Below are 19,613 nucleotides of genomic sequence, written 5' to 3'. Positions count from 1 at the left end.
GACGTATATTCACCGATGAAGGCGTCAGCGGAGAAGGTGCGAGCGCCGCACAGCGAGGGGAAGTGGGGTCCTTCGATGAATGCGAAGGCCGCTGCGCCATTCGCCGTGCCATCGGTGCGGACCGCGTTCCTGGCTGCGGTGGCCGTCATCGCGGTGACGGTGTTCGTCCAGGGCAGTGCCGACGTGCGTGCCGGCGTTCTGGCCGTCGTCGCCGTGGGATCGGTCGTGGCGATCAGTGCGGCAATTCGTCGCTACCGCCCGACCGACGCCCGATGCTGGTGGGCTCTGTTCGGAGCCTCGGTGCTGTTCATGTTCGGAGTCTCGTTTCGCAGCGACCCGAACGCGCTGGATCGATCGTTCTCGCTGCTCCCGGATCTGTTCACTCTCACCGGGTACGCCCTGGTGGGATACGCCCTGTCTCGGTGGATCCGAGACCGCCGATCGATCGACGACATCACCCCACTAGTCGATGCAGGCCTGATTTTCCTCGGCACGCTGTTCCTGTCGTGGTTGCTGCTGATCTCTGCGGCCCTCGACCTGCCGCGTTCGTCCGTGTCGACGGTGGTGAACGGGATCTATCCGGCGATCGACGCGGCGCTGATCACGTTGACGACATATCTGCTCTTCTCCTCGAAACCCCGCTCCGCCGCGCTGTTCTGGGCGCTGCTCGCCCTGGTGGCGACGTTCGTCGGCGACGTGTCCTACGCCTTCGCGGCGACGACCGACGACGCTCCGTCCTCGGGGTTGCTCGACGGCATCTACCTGTTCGCGTACCTGTCGCTGGCGATGGCAGCGCTCGACCCGTCGATGCGCACGGTGTCGCACCGGCAGACCCCCGCACCCGCCCACAGCAGCCGTCGGGTGGTCTTCGTGGTGTTGATGTTGGTGGTCTGCGCGACCGTGCCGCTGCTCGGTTCGGCGGTCTCCACCGGCGACCTGATCGTCCGCTCGCTGTTGCTCGCCTCGATCCTGGTCGGTGCTTTCCTCCGCGGCGAACGCGCCCTGGCCCGAGTGCAGACCGGCGAAGAGCATGCCCGCTACCTCGCGGCACACGACCTGCTCACCGGACTGCCGAACCGCACGACGCTCGACGCGGAGTACGCCCGACACGAACGCGCTCAGCGACCCGGACGCACCTGCACTCTGTTCGTCGACCTCGACAACTTCAAGATGGTCAACGATTCGTACGGCCACCGCGTCGGAGACGAGTTGATCGTCGCCGCGGCACGTCGCATCCGCGCGGCCGTCGGTGCCGCCGACACCGTCGTTCGGTATGCCGGCGACGAGTTCGTGGTGCTCACCCGCCGCGACCGTTCCGGTTCGGAACTGTTGGCGCGCCGCATCATCGAGCGACTGAGCGAGCCGTTCCCGCTCAGTGCTGCCACCGCCTACGTCTCGGCCTCGGTGGGCATCGCCGACGCCGAACGACTGCACGACGCCATCCGCGAGGCCGACACCGCGATGTATCACGCGAAATCTCTCGGGGCGTCTCGCTACGCGTTCTTCGACGAGTCCTTGCGTGCGCGAGCAACATCGGCGATCGAGACCGCCACCGCACTTCGCGGCGCGATCCGGCGCGGAGAACTCGAGGTCTACTACCAACCGATCGTCGCGACGAAGTCCCGCAAGACCGTTGTCTACGAGGCGCTCGTGCGCTGGAACTGGCAGGGCCGAGTACGGACGCCGAACGAGTTCATCCCGATCGCCGAATCGACCAATCTCATCGAGGAGATCGGTGAGTGGGTACTGCGCACCGCGATCTCCGATCTGGTGACACTGCGCGCGAACGGGCAGGACGTCACCATGTCGGTCAACGTCTCGCCGATGCAGTTGCGCGACGACTCGCTGCCGGGCATCGTCCAACGGGTGCTCGATACCTTCGGCGTCGCCGGTGCGGACCTGGCGCTCGAGATCACCGAAAGTGTTCTGATCGACGACGTCGGCGCAGCGAAGACCGTGCTCGATCGGCTCGCCGCCATGGGCGTACTCATCGTCCTCGACGATTTCGGTATCGGCTACTCCTCGCTGAACCGGTTGCGCAAGATGCCGATTGCGCTGCTCAAGATCGACAAGTCCTTCGTCCACGAGATCGGCGTCTCCGATTCCGACGTCCAGCTGATTCGCGCCATCACCGCCATGGCGTCCGCGCTTTCCGTGACGACCGTCGCCGAGGGGGTCGAGACCGAGGAACAGGCCGCGATCATCGAGCAACTCGACTGCCGTTTCGCGCAGGGCTATCTGTACGGCAGGCCCGCCCCCATCGCGCATTGGCTTCTCGAATCCGCGCAGCAACGGTGACCACGGTGTTAGCGTCGAGCGGTGTCTGCAACCGGAATGCGCCCTGTTCGCTACACCGCCCTCGCCTGTGCTCTCCTGCTGGTGCCGCTCGTCGCGTGCAGCAGTAGCGACGACGCCGGTACCGACACCGCCGCGGCGGACAGTTGCGTACTCGGTGCCAGTGGCGGCACCCCGGTAGGAAAGACCCCGAGCACCGGCTCGGGTGACATCTCCACCAATCCGGAAGTGGCGACCGGATATCGGTCGAGCATGACTCCGGTGGAGACGCCGTCGTACTCGGTCTCCACCGCCAACCCGGTCTCCACGGAGGCCGCATGCGAGGTATTACGCGACGGCGGCACCGCGGCCGACGCCCTCATCGTGGCGCAGACCGTGCTCGGGCTCGTCGAACCCCAGTCGTCGGGAATCGGCGGCGGCGCTTTTCTGATGTACTACGACGCCGCGTCGGGCGAGGTGCAGAGCTACGACGGCCGCGAGACCGCGCCGATGAGTGCCACCGGCGACTACCTGCGGTACATCGACGACGTCAACCGCACTGTGCCGCAACCCGATGCGCGGTCCAGTGGCCGATCGATCGGCGTGCCGGGTGTTGTGCGCATGCTCGAGCAGGCGCACGAGGATCACGGTGACAAGCCGTGGGGGGATCTGTTCCGACCCGCGATCGAGCTCGCCGACAACGGAATCGAGATCAGCCCGCGCATGGCCTCGTCCATCGCGGACTCGGCACCGAAGCTCGCACTCGACCCGGCGTCGAAGGACTACTTCCTGCAGCCCGACGGAACCGGTAAGCCTGCCGGCACGGTGCTGAACAATCCGGCGATGTCGAAGACGTTGTCCGCCATCGCAACCGACGGTGCCGATGCCTTCTACACCGGCGACATTGCCCAGGCGATCGTCGACGCGACAGCAGATACCACCGCCGGCCGTACCCCGGGGCAGATCACGGTGGACGACCTCGCCGGCTACGAGCCGAAGACCCGTACCGCAGTGTGCACGCCGTACCGCGATCACGACATCTGCGGAATGCCGGGGCCGTCCTCCGGCGGCATCGCGGTGGCGTCGACGATGGGCATTCTGTCGAACTTCGATCTGGCGCAGTACGCCCCGACGGACATGGACGCCAACGGCGGCAAGCCGACCGCCGAGGCCGTGCACCTGATCTCCGAGGCCGAGCGACTGGCGTACGCCGATCGCGACAAGTACGTCGCCGATCCGGATTTCGTACCCCTACCCGGCGGCTCGCCCGACACCCTGCTCGCCCCCGAGTACCTCAGCAGCAGAGCAGGACTGATCGACGAAGGCAAGTCGATGGGTACCGCGAAACCGGGCGACTTCGGACCGGTGCAGTTCGCCTCGTCCACCGATCCCGAGCACGGCACCAGCCACATCTCCATCGTCGACGGCGAGGGCAACGCAGCCTCGATGACGACGACCGTCGAGTCGGCTTTCGGCTCGTTCCACATGGTCGACGGCTTCCTGCTCAACAATCAGCTCACCGACTTCTCCGCCGCGCCGGTGGCCGAGGACGGAACTCCCATGGCCAACCGTGTCGAGCCAGGCAAGCGCCCGCGCAGTTCGATGGCCCCGACCCTGGTGTTCGACCGCGGCGACGACGGCACACGCGGAGATCTCGTTCTCGTCGCGGGCTCACCCGGCGGGTCGGTGATCATCCAGTTCGTCGTCAAAACACTCGTAGGACTGCTCGATTGGGGAATGGACCCGCAGCAGGCGGTGTCGATGGTCGACTTCGGAGCGGCCAACACCCCGTCCACCAACTACGGCGGCGAACATCCCAACGTGACTGGAGAGAACGATCCGGTCGTGAAGACGCTGCGCGAGAAGGGCCACCAGGTCTCGGTTGCCGACCAGTCGAGCGGGCTGAGCGCGCTGCAACGCACCGACGGTGGCTGGATCGGCGGAGCGGACCCACGCCGCGAAGGTGAGGTATTGGGTGGATAGGTGCGGGCGCGGGTAGCGCTCAGCTCACGAATCGATAGCCCATGCCGGTTTCGGTGATCAGATGCACCGGTGCCGCTGGGTCTCGTTCCAACTTCTGGCGTAGTTGGCCGAGATAGATTCGCAGATAATGCGTTTCGCGCTCGTGCCCGGGTCCCCACACGGTACGCAGAATCTCTTTCTGCGACACCAATTTCCCCTCGTTGCGGACGAGCAGTTCGAGGACGCCCCATTCGGTGCGCGTCAGGTGCACGTTCTCGCCTTGTCGAACAACGGTTTTGGCAGCGAGGTCGACCGTGAAGTCCGCGGTCTCGACGATGGGATCCGCCACCGATTGCGGACCGCGGCGCAGGGCCGCGCGCAGTCGCGCCAGCAGCTCGTCCATGCCGAACGGCTTGGTCACGAAGTCGTCCGCTCCGGCATCGAGCGCCTCGACGGTGTCGGCCGAGTCGGTGCGCGCCGAGAGCACCAGAATCGGCACATCGGTCCATCCGCGCAGACCTGCTATGACGTCGATACCGTCGATGTCGGGCAGACCGAGGTCCAGGATCACGATGTCCGGGTGGAAGTTCGCGGCCACCCGCAGTGCTTCCCCACCCGTAGCCGCGCTGACGACCTCGAATCCGCGGACGTTCAGATTGATCCGCAGCGCCCGCACGATCTGTGGTTCGTCGTCGACGACGAGCGCCCGTACCTTCACCTGCTCGCCGCCTTCAACTCGACCGTCATCGTCAGCCCTCCGCCGACGGTGTCCGACGCCGTGACGGTACCGCCCATGGCCCGCACGAATCCTCGCACCACCGACAGGCCGAGTCCGACGCCCACCGAGTTGTCACGGTCACCGAGACGTTGGAACGCGTCGAACATGGTCGCTTCGGCCCCGACGGTGATGCCGGGGCCGTGGTCGACGACGGAGATGGCGGCCATGTCACCGTGCACTGCGGCGCGCACGGTGATCTCGCCGGTGGGGGCGTAGCGGGCACTGTTCGCCACCAGGTTCGCGAGCACTCGTTCGAGCAGACCCGGATCGGCGAGCACTTCGACGTCGCCCACCTCGACCCGCACGCGCTCGTCGGCCCCTACCAGCGCGCCTGCCAGCACGTCGTCGACGAAGACGGGACGCAGACTGGGTTGGACCACACCGGCTTGCAGCCGCGAGGAGTCGAGCAGATTGGTCACCAATGCCGTCAACTGGTCGGCCGACTCGTCGATGGTGGCGAGCAGTTCGTCGGTGTCCTCGGGCGAGAACTGAACGTCGGTGCTGCGCAGCGACGACGAGGCTGCCTTGACCGCCGACAGCGGTGTCCGCAGATCGTGGCTGACGGCCGAGAGCAATGCTCGACGCAACGCGTCGGCCTCGGCCAGTGCGTTGGCGCGGCTGGCTTCCTCGGCCAGACGGGCTTGGCGCACCATGCCCGCGGCTTGGTTGGCCACGGCTGTGAGGACGCGGCGATCGTGGGCGCGGGTGCGTTCGCCGACGAGCAGCAGCGTGAAATCGCCCGCGTCGATCTCGGTGTCGGCCCCGTTGCGATCGGTCGGCGGGTGTTCGCCCGAGCTGCCCACGATGGACCGGGACTGGTTGTCCCACAATGCGACGCCGGACTGCCGATACGTCTCCCGTGCGCGCTCGAGCAGCGCGCCCAGATCGGCACCGCGCAGGACGGACCCCGCGAACAGGGTCAACAGTTCGGCTTCCTGCGTCGCCCGGCGTGCCTGACGCGTCCGCCGAGCGGCCGCATCCACCAGGGCCGCGACTGCCACAGCGACCAGCAGTAGTACGACGGTCACGACGAAGTTGTCCGGCTCGGCGATCGTCAGGCTGTATCTGGGTGTGGTGAAGAAATAGTTCAGCAGAAATCCTGCGATCAGCGCCGAGAGTGCCGCCGGTGCAACACCTCCCAACAGAGCCACACACAGCACCACCATGAAGAACAGGGCACTTTCACCGCTGGAATCGAAGTCCGGACCGACCGTGCTCAGCACTGCAGCGGCCAAGCAAGGCACGAGAACCGCGGCCAGCCAGGCGATCACCCGGCGACGCCCCGAATCGACCTGCAGACTCCGCCGACGGGCCTGCTCGGCGTGAGTGACCATGTGCACGTCGATCTTTCCCGAGTTCTGCACCACGGCCGCGCCGATACCCTCGTCGAGAATGCGGGCGGCGCGTGACCTTCTCGAGGTACCGATCACCAACTGCGTGGCGTTCACTCCGCGCGCGAAATCGAGCAGAGTGGTGGGCACGTCGTCCCCGACGACGCTGTGCACACTCGCACCGAGGCCGGCGGCGAGCTTGCGCACGGAACCCATCTGCGGTGCGGACACGCCCATGAGGCCGTCTCCGCGAACGATGTGCAGCACCATCAGTTCGGCACTGGACTTCGAGGCGATCCGACTCGCCCGCCGCAGCAGGGTTTCCGACTCGGGGCCGCCCGTCACCGCGACCACCACCCGCTCGCGAGCCTCCCAGGTGTCGGTGATGCGATTGTCCTTGCGGTACTTCACCAATGCGGCGTCGACCTGGTCGGCGATCCACAGCAGTGCGAGCTCACGCAGAGCCGTCAGGTTGCCGCCGCGGAAGTAGTTGCTCAGCGCGGCGTCCACCTTGTCGGCGGCGTAGACGTTGCCGTGCCGCAGCCTGCTCCGCAGCGCCTCGGGTGTGATGTCGACCAGCTCGACTTCGTCGGCGGCCCGAACCACGCTGTCGGGAACCGTCTCTCGCTGCGGAACACCGGTGATCTGCTGCACCACGTCGTTCAGAGATTCGAGGTGCTGCACATTGAGGGTGGAGATGACATCGATGCCCGCGTCGAGCAGCACTTCGACGTCCTGCCACCGCTTGTCGTGGACGCTGCCCGGAGTGTTGGTGTGCGCCAGCTCGTCGACGAGTACCACCTCGGGGCGACGAGTCAGGACCACGTCGAGATCGAGTTCCTGCGCCGAGGATCCGCGATAACGGACGGTGGCCATCGGCAGGACTTCGATGCCCTCCAGCGCCTCGATGGTTCGCGCCCGCCCGTGCGTTTCCACGACGGCCGCGACCACGTCACGCCCGCGATCCTGCAGCCGACGAGCTTCGCCGAGCATGGCGAAGGTCTTGCCGACGCCGGGCGCGGCACCGAGGTAGATCCGCAGCTCACCCCTGTCCGCCACAGCCTGTCTCCTCACCCGGCCGGTATGCGTCCCGCAGTGCCAGGTTCAACTCCGGGACATTCACCGCTTCGGCACCGAGTACACCGTACTGCGGGCCGCGGGTGTACTGGTCGACCAGAGCCTCCACCTCGTTCACCGGCGCTCCGTTGACCTGGGCCACCCGGGCGACCTGGAGGGCCGCGTAGGCGGGACTGATGTCGGGATCGATACCGGATCCGGAGCCGGTGACGGCGTCGGCCGGAATCGCCGACGGGTCGACGTTCTCCCGGGCGGCGATGGCGGCTCGACGCTGTTCGACGAACGACGCGAGTACCTCGCTCGACGGGCCCTGATTGGTCGGTAGTGCCGCAGCAGGATCACCGGGCGCGAACGCGTCGTCGTCCGATACCGAGCCCGTGACGCGGGTGTGGAAGAACGGATCCGGCTCTCCCGGAGCCACCTGCGGATCGACGCCGATCAGCGAGCTGCCGACGACGCAGCCCTGTGCGTCACGCAGCGGCGACCCCTCGGCGGAGTCGGTGCCGATGCGGCTGATGCCCCAGACCACAGCCGGATACGCGATGCCGAGGATCACGGTGAGCGCCAGCAGCACTGCGAAGCCTGCAACGACCTGACGGAGAAATCCCTGTACGAAACGCATGGTCAGCCAATCCCTGGAATGAGTCGAACGAGCAGGTCGATGAGCCAGATACCGACGAACGGACTGATGACGCCGCCGACGCCGTAGACCAGTAGGTTCCGCCGCAGCAACGCAGCCGCGGACGCCGGGGTGTATCGAACCCCTTTGAGTGCCAACGGAATCAGCGCCACGATGACAAGCGCATTGAAGATCACCGCGGACAGGATCGCCGATTCCGGGGTCGCCAGGTGCATGATGTTCAGCCCGCCCAGCTGGGGATAGACGGTGGAGAACATCGCCGGCAGAATCGCGAAGTACTTCGCCAGGTCGTTGGCCAACGAGAACGTCGTCAGAGCTCCGCGCGTGATGAGCAACTGCTTGCCGATCTCGACGATCTCGATGAGTTTGGTCGGATCGGAATCGAGGTCGACCATGTTGCCGGCTTCCTTGGCGGCCGAGGTGCCGGTGTTCATCGCGACGCCGACGTCGGCCTGGGCGAGAGCCGGGGCATCGTTGGTACCGTCGCCGGTCATCGCAACGAGCCTGCCGCCTTCCTGCTCCTGCCGGATGAGCGTGAGCTTGTCCTCGGGAGTGGCCTCGGCCAGGTAGTCGTCGACACCTGCCTCGGCAGCAATGGCTTTGGCGGTCAGCGGATTGTCACCGGTGACCATCACGGTTCGGATGCCCATGGCCCGCAGCTGAGCGAACCGTTCGGCAATGCCGGGTTTGACGACGTCCGAGAGTTCGACGACACCGAGAGCGCGAGCAGCAGAACCGGTTTCGCGTACCGCGACCACCAGCGGAGTGCCGCCGTTCTGCGCGATGTCGTGCACGGTGCCGTCCAGATCGGCCGTCCCGCCGCCGTCGCGAATCCAACTGTAGACCGAATCCGCTGCACCCTTGCGGATCTCCATGCCCGGTAGATCCAACCCGCTCATCCGAGTTTGCGCCGTGAACGCCACGAACTCCCCGCGCTCGGATTCACCTTCTGCCGTGACGGATTCGAAGTCTCGCTCGACCAGTTCGACGATGCTGCGCCCCTCGGGGGTGCCGTCGGCCAGCGACGACAGCCGAGCGGCGCGAGCCAATTCGGCGGCGTCGATGCCCGTCGCCGGATGCAGGCCGGTGGCGCGGCGGTTACCGAAAGTGATGGTCCCGGTCTTGTCCATCAGCAGGGTGTCGATGTCGCCTGCCGCCTCCACTGCCCGGCCGGACATTGCCAGTACGTTGCGCTGCACCAACCGGTCCATGCCCGCGATACCGATGGCCGAGAGCAGTGCCCCGATGGTCGTGGGGATCAGGCAGACGAGCAGGGCAATCAGCTGGATTGGATCCTGTTGCTGTCCAGAGTAATTCGACATCGGACCGATGGCGACGACAGCGAAGAGAAACACGATGGTCAGCGACGCGAGCAGGATGTTCAGGGCGATCTCGTTCGGCGTCTTCTGCCGCGCCGCGCCCTCGACGAGGGCGATCATCCGATCCACGAACGTCTCGCCCTGCGCTGCAGTGATTTTCACGACGATCTCGTCGGAGAGCACGATGGTGCCGCCGGTGACGGCCGACCGATCGCCGCCGGATTCACGGACCACGGGAGCCGACTCACCGGTGATGGCGGATTCGTCGACGGTTGCAATGCCCTCGATGACATCGCCGTCGCCGGGAATGACCTCACCGGCCGAGACGACGACCTCGTCGCCGACCTTCAATTCGGCACCGGCCACCTCGGTGATCACGAACTCGGCACCCGACGCCGTGCGTCGTCGAGCAGTAGTGTCCTGCTTCACCTTTCGCAGGCTGGCTGCCTGCGCCTTGCCGCGGCCTTCGGCGACGGATTCGGCGAGGTTCGCGAACAGCACCGTGAACCACAGCCAGCCGGTGACGAACCAGGCGAATACCGACGGCTGAGCGATCGACAGGATCGTCGTGACGATCGAGCCGAGGAAGACGACGAACATGACCGGGTTGCGGGCCAGGTGGCGCGGATCGAGTTTGCGGAACGCGCCGGGTAGAGCGGTGTTCAGTGACAGGTTCATTGCATGGCCTCTGCTATGGGTCCGAGAGCAAGTGCGGGGAAGAAGGTGAGGGCCGCGACCAGGATGGAGGTACCGATCAGCAGCGTGCCGAACAACGGTCCATCGGTGGGCAGGGTGCCCGCGTTGGGCGCGCTGCGTTTGGTCGTCGCGAGCGAACCGGCCAGGGCCAATACGAAGACGATCGGCAGAAAGCGGCCGAGCAGCATCGCGATACCGAGGGAGATCTGGAACCAGTCGCTCGTCACCGTCAGGCCGCCGAAAGCACTGCCGTTGTTGTTCGATGCCGATGCATAGGCGTAGAGCAACTCGGTGAATCCGTGAATGCCGGGGTTGCCCTGATAGCTCGTCGTCGATTCGAGTATCACCGTGATCGACGTGCCGACGAGCACGAGGATCGGCATCACGAGAACCGAGAGCGCGGCCATCGTGATGGCCCGTCGACCCAGCTTCTTGCCGAGGAATTCCGGAGTTCGGCCGACGAGCAGACCACCGACGAAGACGGCGATGACCGCGAGAACCAGCAATCCGTACAGACCGGTGCCGACGCCACCCGGCGCGATCTCGCCGAACAGCATGTTCAGCAACACCGCTCCGCCGCCCAGCGCAGACATACTGTCGTGGGCCGAATTGACTGCGCCGGTGGATGTTCCGGTCGTCGACACCGCGAACAGCGCAGAAGCCGGGATGCCGAAGCGAACTTCCTTGCCTTCCATCATCGCGCCCGCGGCCGTTGCTGCCACTCCACGGGTACCGGATTCGGCGAACAACGTCACCGCCAACAGCGTCGCCCACAGCGTCGCCATCACCGCCAGCAGCGTCAGACCCTGCTTGCGGTTGCCGATCATCGTGCCGAACGTACGAGTGAGGGCCACCGGGATCAGCAGCAACGAGATGATCTGCACGATGTTGGTCAGTGGTGTCGGGTTCTCGAACGGGTGCGCCGAGTTGGCCGCCAGAATGCCACCACCGTTGGTGCCGATCTCCTTGATAGCCTCCTGCGAGGCAACGGGCGCAAGCGCATTGGTGACCGTCTGCCCATCGAGACCGGTGGAGGTGAAGCCTGACGAGAACGACATCACGGTGCCCTGAGTCAGCATGATCACCGCGACGAGCACGGAGAGCGGCAGCAGAATACGGAGCGTCCCGCGCGTGAGGTCGACCCAGAAATTGCCGAGCTCACCGCCCGTCGACACCCGAACGAAGCCGCGCACGACGGCGATCGCCACCGCGAGACCGACTGCAGCAGAGACGAAGTTCTGTACCGCCAGCCCCAGCGGCTGCGTCAGATTCGACAGCGTGGTCTCGGGAACGTACGACTGCCAGTTGGTGTTGGTGACGAACGACGCCGCAGTGTTGAACGCCATCGCCGGACTCACCCCCGACAGGCCACCGTTCAGCGGGAGCACACCTTGAATTCGCTGCAGTACGAACAGGAATACGACCCCGGCGAACGAGAACCCGAGCAGGCTGGTGGAATAGCCGACCCAGGTCTGTTCCGACGACGAGTTCACCCGGGCCACCCGATAGAGCAGACTCTCGACGCGAGTGTCGTGGGTAGAACCGAACACCCGGGCCATGTAGTCACCGAGCGGCACGTACGCCGCCGCCAACACGACTATCACGATGCCGATCTGAAGACCGGCAAGCAGAGCAGGATTCATGGCGCCGTCAGAACCTCTCCGGATCGAGAAGAGCGACGAACAGGTAGACCGCGACGAACGCGGCCACCGTGAGACAGAGCAATTCGGTCATTGCTCGATCTTGAATCCCACCAGCGAACGAAAACGCGTTCCTTACGCTTTCCTACGCTCACGACCTGCGGTCATGACGGAGTTTTTACGCTAGCGCTCCTCGGGCAATCGCGATCCGCTAGCGCTCCTCGATGTCGTCGACGCGGATTTCGACCGCATCCCTGCCGAGGGTGACGCCGAGCAGGTCCGCGACCACGTCGATGGCGATCGATGCCAGTTCTTCGCCTGCCGCCTGCAGATCGTCGCCGTACACGCCGATCACCGCGACGAACAGGCCTGTGCAGGCGTGATCGTCGAGATCGAGGTCGATCTCGGTGGGCTGTGCACCGTGTACGCCCGCGAGAGCACGGCGCAACGTCGTCTTGACGATGTGATCGCTGATCCGCAGTGAGTCCCGTGGATCAGCCGCTGAACCCGCCGGGAAGACGCTGTCGATCGGCCAGGTGCGGCGCGTCGTATTGCGCACTTTCGCGAGGATGGACGAGCTGATGTCCACCCAGTTCGGTTCCTGCGGTGCCTCCCGAAGCTCGGTGGCAGCACGCGCGAGAACCGCATTCGGTTCTACCGGGTTCGCCATGTCGCCAACCTTTCGCTCAATGTTGCTCGTGCTCTGGTCAATTGACCTCGTACTGCTCCTGCGGACAACGTCATGATCGCGCCGATCTCCGGATGGGTCAGGCCCTCGACCTCCCGAAGCAACCAGCAGGCCCGCTGCCGATAGGGCAACTCCGCCAGTGCCACACCCAATTCGGCCATGAAGCTGTCTGCTTCGACGTCCGCCTCGGGATCACTGCCCGCGCCCGTGCTCTTGCTCTCGAATACCCAGTCTTCCGCAGGAGGAACGCTGCGACGCCGGCGATGATCTATCACTTTGTGCGAGACCAACGAGAACAGCCAGGTGCGCAGAGCCGATTCGCCCCGGAAGTTGTCGAGCCCCTTCCACGCTGCGACGAACGCGTCCTGCACTACCTCCTCTGCTGCACCCTGATCGGACAGCATGTTTCGGGCGTACCGAAACATCTCCGGTCCGTATCGGCCCACGATCTCCTCGAACGCATCCGTCTCGCCGAGCGCGGCTGCGCCGACGAGTACGCGGTCCGACGCATCTCTCCACTCCATCGGGCCCCCAGACGTAATCTATGACGTAGGTCACTTTATTTGTACGTGCGTTTCGGTGATCGAGCTACGACCAACTCCTGACACACACTGTGCACCACTACTCAGCGAAGAGAGGCAGTCATGAGCTCCACGACGGACACCAAGGCAACCGTATCCGCAGCAGGCGAAGGCAAGACCGACATCACCACGAAGTCGGATTCCGTGCTCGTCAGCTCGCAGGGCCGCACCACCATTGCCGATACCGTCGTCTCGAAGATCGCCGGCATCGCCACCCGTGAGGTCCAGGGCGTACATGCCGTCGGCGGCGGAGCGAGCCGCGCGATCGGTGCCCTGCGCGAGCGTATCCCGGGTGCCCGCGTCAACCAGTCGCAGGGCGTCTCGGTCGAGGTCGGCGAGCGTCAGGCAGCGGTCGACATCGACATCGTCGCCGATTACGGCGTCTCGATCGCAGACCTCGCAGCAGGCATTCGTCGCAACGTCATCAACGCCGTCGAGCGCATGACGGGCCTCGAGGTCACCGAGGTCAACATCGTCGTTCACGACATCTACCTGGACGACGGCTCGGACGAAGAGGAGACCACCGAGACCGCCTCCACCCGAGTGCAGTGACCGACCCGAACCCGACGGACCGTGACAAGTCCGAAGACATCGCCGACGCCGTACAGGCGATCGACGGTGTCGTCGGGCTGCACGGCGGCATGTTCGGCGAGGCTGCGACCTATCTACCCGGACGCCGCGTCGCCGGCATCCGGATCGCAGACGACGGCACCGAGGTACACGTCACTCTCCAGTTCGGCTACGCCGTACGGGAGACCGCCGAGGCAGTGCGTAACACCGTCGCGGCAATGGTCGACGGGCCCGTGCACGTCACAGTCGAGGATGTCGTCCGGGTCTGAATTGTGCGAGTCTGACCAGGTGAACGAGCATTCAGCGCGCGACCGGGCCGCCGCGTACAAGGCGGCCCGGCGCGCTGTGGCCCGAGAACACCACCCCGACATCGGTGGTGATCCCGCCCGGTACATGGCAGAGCTCGCGGAAGTCGACCGCCGGTTCGCCGTACTTCCGTCGACTCCGATCAACACTGCCAGCGCACCGACAGCGTTCCGCTCGTCCTCGGTACCGACGCCACTGCGCACACTGCCGAAACGCATCGCCCGGCTCCGCAAACGCGTCACTCGACGCAACTACTTCGACATCTGACACCTCGACATCCGACACCTCGGATTCCGAACACTCTGACTGGAGATCAAGACCATGACCACTGCAACCATCGGTTTGTTCGTGGGACTTCTGCTGGCCATCGCCGCAGCAGCCGGCGGCTTCACCGGCTTCCTCATCGCCATCGTCCTCGGCGGACTCGGTTTCTTCGTCGGCCGCTACATCGACGGTGAACTGGATCTGAACTCGATCATGCGTGGTCGCGGTCGTGACTGACACAGCAGCAGCCCCCACGACCCCCGGGACACCGGCAGCAACCCCGGGGTCACTCGCGGACCCCGGCGATCGCGGTTCCCTGGAGATCAAGCACAAGGCAGTCGAACGCCTGGCCGTTCTTGCGGCCCGCGGCACCGACTCCGTCACCGACCGCCAGCCCGGACTGCACCTCCTCGGTGGGCGTGATCTGCCGAAGGCCGATGTGACGATCACCGGCGAGCGCGTGCGAGCGAAGGTCTCCGTCGGAGTCACCTGGCCCTCGCCGTTGGCGAAAGTGGCTGCGAACGTTCGCGCCGCCGTGGCCAGAGACCTGTCCGAACTCGGTATCTACACCGTCGACCGGGTCGACGTGACGGTCGAATGCATACCGGCCGAGCCCACCAGCGAAGAAGGGAGAGTGCAGTGACAGAGCAAGCAAGCAAGAAGCCGGTGGCCAACCCCACCGCAGCTGTTCCGGCCGTCCTGTTCGCTCTCGTTCTCATCGCCGCCGGAGTCGTACTCGGCCGCGAGGCGCTGCTGAAGCTGGGCGCTCTCGACGGCTCCGAGTGGGTCGGCCCGGCCGCATCGAACCTCGACGGGCTCACAGCTCAGCAGTGGATGCTGCCCGCAGGTATCGCCGCCGTCGTCATCGGATTCGTTCTCGTGTTCGTGGCAATTCGCCCACGTCGTCGCACCCACCGTGCTCTCAACGAGCAGGGCGTCTGGCTTCGTAAGGACGACGTCGCTGCCGTCGCGCGATCTGCCGCCCTGGACAGTGTCGGCGTCGACACCGCGTCCGCCAAGGCGGGCAACAAGAAGGTCACCGTCGCCGTATCCACCGTGGCCGGTACCGACACCTCGGCTCTGAAATCCGAGGTCGTGACGTCCGTGGACGACGCCCTCCGCCCACTCGCGTCGGCACCCAAGGTGCGCACCCGAGTGCGAACGACAGGACAGGCCTCATGAAAGGACAGCAGCTGTGAAACGTGCAACCGCATCGCTCGACCGCACCGGCACAGCCGTCGTCGGGCTGGCTCTGATCGCTCTCGGCGGCGGAGCCATCGCGTGGGAACGTGGCGAGCTTCCCGGCCGCGAGCGGCTGGACGCCGCGTTCGTCGACACCGCCGTCGACGCCGGTTGGTGGCCCTGGGCTCTCGGCGTAGCCGCTGTCGTGTTGATCCTGCTGGGTCTGTGGTGGTTGCTCGCGCACCTGCCGCGCCGATCGGTCGGGACCGTGGCCTTCGGATCCACGTCGGCCGACGTCACGAACGTGGACGGAGAGCAGGTCGACGGCAGGCTCAGCGTCGACCTCGGCACCGCCGCCCGTAGTGCAGCCAAGTCGCTGGCAGGTCACGATGGAATCGTCTCGGCCTCCGGTCGCTCTGTCTCGGACAGGGGGCAGCGCGTGGTCGAGATCGTCGCGACGCTCGACCCAGCCGTAACGTCCCTCGAGCAGGTCTCCGACGCCGCAGCACGGACCCGTGACGACATCGTGACCTCACTCGACGGAACTCCAGCCAAGGTGCGAATTCTGTTGCAGTGCGGCAAGTCTCGCAAGCAGTCGGCGCGCGTCAGCTGACTCCGGAGAACTCGATCTCCCCGATCAGACCGTGGTGGTCCGATCCCGGGAGGTCGATTCTTTCCAGTGATCGGGCGTGCCCGGAATTGGTGAGAATGTGGTCGATGCCGACAACGGCCGGAGTGCCCTTGTCCGTGGGATAGGTCGGGATCAGCCCCATCCCCAATTGTGCTGCGGCGTCGGTATATCCGGCATCGAGTAGGTTCCTGAACTTCTTGTGCGAATACGTGGTGTTGAAATCACCACTGACGATGACGGGACCGCTTGCCGACACCGCCTCGAGATCGCTACGGAGCGTGTCCAATTCGGCGGTCCAGATATCGGCCGGGGTGACGTATGCCGGGCCGGGATGGACGGCCAGCAGCGTCACTGGCTCGGATCCGGGAACGTCGACGGAGGTGGCCAGGTTCACGGGCCCGTAGCCGGCGAGTTCGCGGTTGTCGGACAGCGGTGTGCGACTGTAGATTCCGGCACCTCCGCCACCCGTCGGCAACGCTCGCAGGTAGCTGTACGGAAAGAGTTGCTCCATGCCGGCATCCCGTAGCCCGAGCACCGACGCATCGGTCAGCTCTTGGATCGTCACGACGTCGACGGCGTTGTCGCGTGCCGATCCGACGACGACCGACGGATCGGCGCTGCCCACCATCAGGTTGGCCTGCATCACCCGCAGCCGGACGGCATCGCCGCTCGCCTCGTCCTGGGATGCCGCGTCGGCCACGTACAGAGGTGCGTACGCCACTGCGGCTGCTGCCAACACGACCGCGGACACCGCCGCCAGAATCCATTGCCTACCGATCAGCGCGACGACGGCACCGACCACGACAGCGACGAGCATCAGGGGAACGAACGATGCCAGCGCGATCAGAACGTTGATGCGGGTGTCGGTGTAGTACGCCCCCATCGCGACGAGTCCGGTGACGATGCCCAGCGTCGCGATCGTTCCGGTGAGAATCCGTACCCAGGTTCGCTGCATCGCACCGAGAGTAGCTACGCCCTGACGCCGACGGTCAATGCTCGGACGGTTGTCCAGGTCAGAGACATCAAGCCCCGTACAGCCGCGAACGAGAACGCCGTCGACCACACCGTTCTGGTCGCCGGTTCGGCAACAGGAAGGCCGGCAAAGCGATCGGCCAGCCAGTCGAGGGTCAGGGGCGCACTGAGCGGATGCAGCGACAGGTGCTCGCTCAGCCGATCTCGCAGGTAGGTGACGTGTGCGCCGGCTTCGAGATACCGATCGACCTGGCCGTCGACGTCGTCGACGGCAATGATCTGGTCGTGCACGGCCTGCACGACCAGCAGCGGCACCGACGGCGCAGTGCGACCGGGCTGGATGTCCTGGAACACCTGCACGATCTCGGGTAGGGCGAGCAGGTCGGCAAGCGGAATGTCGATGTAGTTGTCGAGATCGTGCCGAGCCAGCCGCCTGACGGCACGAACCGTCGTCATCGATTCGACGGAATCGAGAATGCGCATTCCGTCCTCGCTGACGTACTGACGCACCACGCGATCGAGATCGGGGTAGGTGCGTCGCAGTCCCGCGACAACAAGCGTCGGCAGAGCCGCGTGCAGCGTCGCGTTGAGCCTGGTGAACGCAGAACCCGGATCGCCGACGGGGGAGCCGAGGGCGGCACCGACGAGCTCGAGCTCCGGCGCGTATTCGGGGGCCATCTCCGCGGCCCACGACGTCGCCAGCCCGCCGCCCGAATATCCCCACAATGCGACGGGTGTGCTCTCGTGCAGCTCCAACGACTCGAACGACAGCGCCGCGCGGATCGCGTCGAGTGTGCAGAATCCTGGTTCCTGTGGCGACCCCCAATGTCCGTCCGGTCCCTCGTGGTCGGGGATCGAGATGGTCCATCCGCGGCGCAGGGCATGCAGAACCAGCAGAAACTCGAACTGAGGAACTGCGCCGAGGGCCTTCGAGCCGCGTCGAAGCGCGTAGGACGGAAAACACGAGGACGCGACGCCGTCGATGGCGCACTGGTACGAGAGCAACACCGGTTCGGCATTCTGCGGCCGCAGCACCGTCGTCACACTGGCCTGCGGTACACCGCCCAGATCGGCGGTGCGGTACAGCAGCTGCCATGCGTCGACTCGCTGTCGCACGTGGCCGAACATCGCGACCTCGACCGGCCTCACCTTGAGAATCGTCCCCGGTAGAGCCGCTTCGTAGCCCTCGGGCGCGGCGTAGAACGGGTCGTTTTCCGGCCTGGTCGCATCCTCACAGCTCGGCCATTGTTCCACCGGCCAGGACTGTTCGTCCGCCATCGATCTGTCGACGCTCATATCCCACCGCTTCTTGTCCGAGTCTCTTCGTCACACTAACTTGCCCTGAACGGCCCCTTTTCATGCAGCCTGCTGCCAGTTGGTGATCAGAACGTCGGTCGCGTAGCTCAGGTCGAGGCCCTCCCCGCCCCAGTTCGGGACAATGGCGTCGGGTTCGATGTGCTGATATTGCCGCCGGAGGACCTCCGCGTCTCCGGACAGCGCCGGCGCATGAACCATCTCTGCTCCCGATGGGTGCCGGAACGTGAATCGTTGGTGGCCGAGGGATTCGATGAGGAAGTAGCCGTCGTGCAGTGCTCGATGGTGTTCGCCGCACAGCAGGACCAAGTTGTCGAGCGAGGTCGCGCCTCCCCGCGAGCGGTAAGTGACGTGGTGAGCATGCAGAAACCGGGTGCGCCCGCACCCGGGCACCGAGCAGCATCGATCGCGAATGATCAACTGACGCAACTGGGTTCGACTCGGAGCTTTGGCCGTGGTACTCCACCGCACAGTTTTTCCCAGCCGGCCGTGACCGACCACTCGCATGACCGACGAACACAACACCTGGGCGAGAGTTTCGTCGTCCAGACCAGGTCCGTCGTCGAAATGAGCATGATCGCACCCTGCTTCGGTGCTGTCGCCGAGGTGGACCAACACCTCCGCGGCAGGTGAGACGACCGGCGAATCGATGGCGTCACACACCATCTCCGCCATTGCGACGAGCGCAGGGACGGGGTTCGGCGGTGCCGGGGCCGACCGGTCACCCTCGGATTCCACCTCCGTGCGAGTGCGCTCGTACTCGGCCCTGGTCACCGCAGCCAGAAATCGCTTGCCGTCCTCGGGCCGAAAGCGCGCCGTCACCACGAGCGAGCCGTCCTCGTCGTCCCAGCGCCACCGTCCCACACACGGATCGAGATCGACACCGTTGCCTCTGGTCGGCCGCATCGCCTTCTTCAGACCACGGCAGAGACGTTCTATGTGCGCGGCGGGTGCATCGAGCGCCTTCTGCAACAGTGACGCTTCGTTGTCGGCTGTTGCGACACGGGTCATCGCGCGCACCTTGGAATACGACACCGTGCCGCTCAGGTACGCAGAGGTGATCAGGGGCAGCTCGCGCATCGCCTTGGCCACCCGCACCTGCTCACGGGCAGTGTGCAGATCGACTCCCGCGCGCCAGGACAACCAGTGCGCACAGGACCTCGTCTCCCACGCGGCCCACCCACGTCGAGCATCGAACTCACCGACCAGGATCAGATACTGCGCAGATGCAGCCGCGATCTGGCCCACCAGCGCGCATATCTCCGTCTCGATGTCTGCAATCTCGACCATGAATGCCCCCACTCGTCGAATGTATGTTCGACGACAGTACGACGAGGCGCCGACAAGAACGGCGGGAAACCGGTGCACCCGTCCCCGCGGGGACGTCG

The 19,613-nt window shown here is 65.6% G+C and carries 20 protein-coding genes; 9 read left to right on the top strand and 11 right to left on the bottom strand.

Annotated elements, in window-relative coordinates; all coding sequences use genetic code 11:
* Positions 1–75: 75 nt before the first annotated feature.
* Both AB0O58_RS05165 and ggt read left to right on the top strand, forming a co-directional pair.
* Complete coding sequence (locus tag AB0O58_RS05165) at positions 76–2,298, top strand: bifunctional diguanylate cyclase/phosphodiesterase (RefSeq protein WP_032373617.1); 2,223 nt, start codon at positions 76–78, stop codon at positions 2,296–2,298.
* A gap of 36 nt (positions 2,299–2,334) precedes the next feature.
* Positions 2,335–4,257 carry a gamma-glutamyltransferase gene (gene ggt / locus AB0O58_RS05160; protein ID WP_032373476.1) on the top strand — a complete coding sequence of 641 codons (1,923 nt, stop codon included), beginning with the start codon at positions 2,335–2,337 and terminating at the stop codon, positions 4,255–4,257.
* Positions 4,258–4,276: 19 nt separating this feature from the next.
* On the opposite strand, the gene AB0O58_RS05155 is transcribed toward ggt, so the two are convergent.
* The 8 genes from AB0O58_RS05155 to AB0O58_RS05120 all read right to left on the bottom strand — a co-directional run bounded on the left by AB0O58_RS05155 (position 4,277) and on the right by AB0O58_RS05120 (position 12,929).
* Positions 4,277–4,954, bottom strand: coding sequence for a response regulator (locus AB0O58_RS05155; RefSeq protein WP_032367717.1), 678 nt, complete (start codon positions 4,952–4,954; stop codon positions 4,277–4,279).
* The gene (locus AB0O58_RS05150; protein WP_283541985.1) at positions 4,951–7,404 is read right to left on the bottom strand and encodes a sensor histidine kinase KdpD; all 2,454 of its coding nucleotides are present in this window, start codon (positions 7,402–7,404) and stop codon (positions 4,951–4,953) included. Before AB0O58_RS05150 ends, AB0O58_RS05155 begins: the two co-directional genes overlap by 4 nt.
* Positions 7,388–8,044 carry a potassium-transporting ATPase subunit C gene (locus AB0O58_RS05145; protein WP_032373474.1) on the bottom strand — a complete coding sequence of 219 codons (657 nt, stop codon included), beginning with the start codon at positions 8,042–8,044 and terminating at the stop codon, positions 7,388–7,390. The genes AB0O58_RS05150 and AB0O58_RS05145 overlap by 17 nt, the downstream gene beginning before the upstream one ends.
* A 2-nt stretch (positions 8,045–8,046) precedes the next feature.
* Positions 8,047–10,059, bottom strand: coding sequence for a potassium-transporting ATPase subunit KdpB (gene kdpB, locus AB0O58_RS05140; protein ID WP_222075581.1), 2,013 nt, complete (start codon positions 10,057–10,059; stop codon positions 8,047–8,049).
* Positions 10,056–11,720 (bottom strand): potassium-transporting ATPase subunit KdpA, encoded by a 1,665-nt coding sequence (gene kdpA / locus AB0O58_RS05135; RefSeq protein ID WP_032373472.1) that lies wholly within the window; start codon positions 11,718–11,720, stop codon positions 10,056–10,058. The genes kdpB and kdpA overlap by 4 nt, the downstream gene beginning before the upstream one ends.
* Before the next feature lie 7 nt (positions 11,721–11,727).
* Positions 11,728–11,811 carry a potassium-transporting ATPase subunit F gene (locus AB0O58_RS05130; protein ID WP_072691966.1) on the bottom strand — a complete coding sequence of 28 codons (84 nt, stop codon included), beginning with the start codon at positions 11,809–11,811 and terminating at the stop codon, positions 11,728–11,730.
* Positions 11,812–11,928: 117 nt separating this feature from the next.
* Positions 11,929–12,387, bottom strand: coding sequence for a hypothetical protein (locus tag AB0O58_RS05125; RefSeq protein WP_027495130.1), 459 nt, complete (start codon positions 12,385–12,387; stop codon positions 11,929–11,931).
* Positions 12,372–12,929 carry a sigma-70 family RNA polymerase sigma factor gene (locus tag AB0O58_RS05120; protein ID WP_366237969.1) on the bottom strand — a complete coding sequence of 186 codons (558 nt, stop codon included), beginning with the start codon at positions 12,927–12,929 and terminating at the stop codon, positions 12,372–12,374. Before AB0O58_RS05120 ends, AB0O58_RS05125 begins: the two co-directional genes overlap by 16 nt.
* 120 nt (positions 12,930–13,049) lie before the next feature.
* Here AB0O58_RS05120 and AB0O58_RS05115 point away from each other — a divergent pair, with 120 nt between their 5' ends.
* The 7 genes from AB0O58_RS05115 to AB0O58_RS05085 are packed head-to-tail and all read left to right on the top strand — an operon-like array spanning position 13,050 to position 15,921.
* Positions 13,050–13,538: an Asp23/Gls24 family envelope stress response protein gene (locus AB0O58_RS05115; RefSeq protein ID WP_027495128.1), complete on the top strand. Its 489-nt coding sequence runs from the start codon at positions 13,050–13,052 to the stop codon at positions 13,536–13,538.
* The gene (locus AB0O58_RS05110; protein ID WP_366237968.1) at positions 13,535–13,825 is read left to right on the top strand and encodes an Asp23/Gls24 family envelope stress response protein; all 291 of its coding nucleotides are present in this window, start codon (positions 13,535–13,537) and stop codon (positions 13,823–13,825) included. The genes AB0O58_RS05115 and AB0O58_RS05110 overlap by 4 nt, the downstream gene beginning before the upstream one ends.
* A 19-nt stretch (positions 13,826–13,844) precedes the next feature.
* Positions 13,845–14,129, top strand: a complete 285-nt coding sequence (locus tag AB0O58_RS05105) for a hypothetical protein (protein WP_162182897.1) — start codon at positions 13,845–13,847, stop codon at positions 14,127–14,129.
* Positions 14,130–14,183: 54 nt separating this feature from the next.
* Complete coding sequence (locus AB0O58_RS05100) at positions 14,184–14,363, top strand: hypothetical protein (protein WP_027495126.1); 180 nt, start codon at positions 14,184–14,186, stop codon at positions 14,361–14,363.
* Positions 14,356–14,769 (top strand): Asp23/Gls24 family envelope stress response protein, encoded by a 414-nt coding sequence (locus AB0O58_RS05095; RefSeq protein ID WP_032370065.1) that lies wholly within the window; start codon positions 14,356–14,358, stop codon positions 14,767–14,769. The genes AB0O58_RS05100 and AB0O58_RS05095 overlap by 8 nt, the downstream gene beginning before the upstream one ends.
* A complete protein-coding gene (locus AB0O58_RS05090) occupies positions 14,766–15,308 on the top strand; it encodes a DUF6286 domain-containing protein (RefSeq protein WP_045841588.1) in 543 nt (180 codons plus the stop codon). The genes AB0O58_RS05095 and AB0O58_RS05090 overlap by 4 nt, the downstream gene beginning before the upstream one ends.
* A gap of 13 nt (positions 15,309–15,321) precedes the next feature.
* Complete coding sequence (locus AB0O58_RS05085) at positions 15,322–15,921, top strand: hypothetical protein (protein ID WP_052061626.1); 600 nt, start codon at positions 15,322–15,324, stop codon at positions 15,919–15,921.
* On the opposite strand, the gene AB0O58_RS05080 is transcribed toward AB0O58_RS05085, so the two are convergent.
* Genes AB0O58_RS05080 through AB0O58_RS05070 form a run of 3 tightly spaced genes read right to left on the bottom strand, consistent with a single transcriptional unit; the run spans position 15,914 to position 19,527 of the window.
* Positions 15,914–16,894: an endonuclease/exonuclease/phosphatase family protein gene (locus AB0O58_RS05080; RefSeq protein WP_052060811.1), complete on the bottom strand. Its 981-nt coding sequence runs from the start codon at positions 16,892–16,894 to the stop codon at positions 15,914–15,916. The two genes, AB0O58_RS05085 and AB0O58_RS05080, sit on opposite strands and share 8 nt — an antisense overlap.
* A 14-nt stretch (positions 16,895–16,908) precedes the next feature.
* On the bottom strand, positions 16,909–18,207 hold the full coding sequence (locus tag AB0O58_RS05075; RefSeq protein ID WP_032389391.1) for a lipase family protein: 1,299 nt from the start codon (positions 18,205–18,207) through the stop codon (positions 16,909–16,911).
* A 60-nt stretch (positions 18,208–18,267) separates the two neighbouring features.
* Entirely contained in the window at positions 18,268–19,527 is a 1,260-nt protein-coding gene (locus AB0O58_RS05070) for an HNH endonuclease signature motif containing protein (RefSeq protein WP_366237967.1), read from the bottom strand.
* Between the last annotated feature and the right edge of the window lie 86 nt (positions 19,528–19,613).

This window comes from Rhodococcus sp. NPDC080181 (assembly GCF_040702225.1).
GTDB lineage: Bacteria > Actinomycetota > Actinomycetes > Mycobacteriales > Mycobacteriaceae > Rhodococcoides > Rhodococcoides fascians.
The sequence above is the reverse complement of the archived record's forward strand: the minus strand, read 5'-3'. Positions and strand labels throughout refer to the sequence as shown.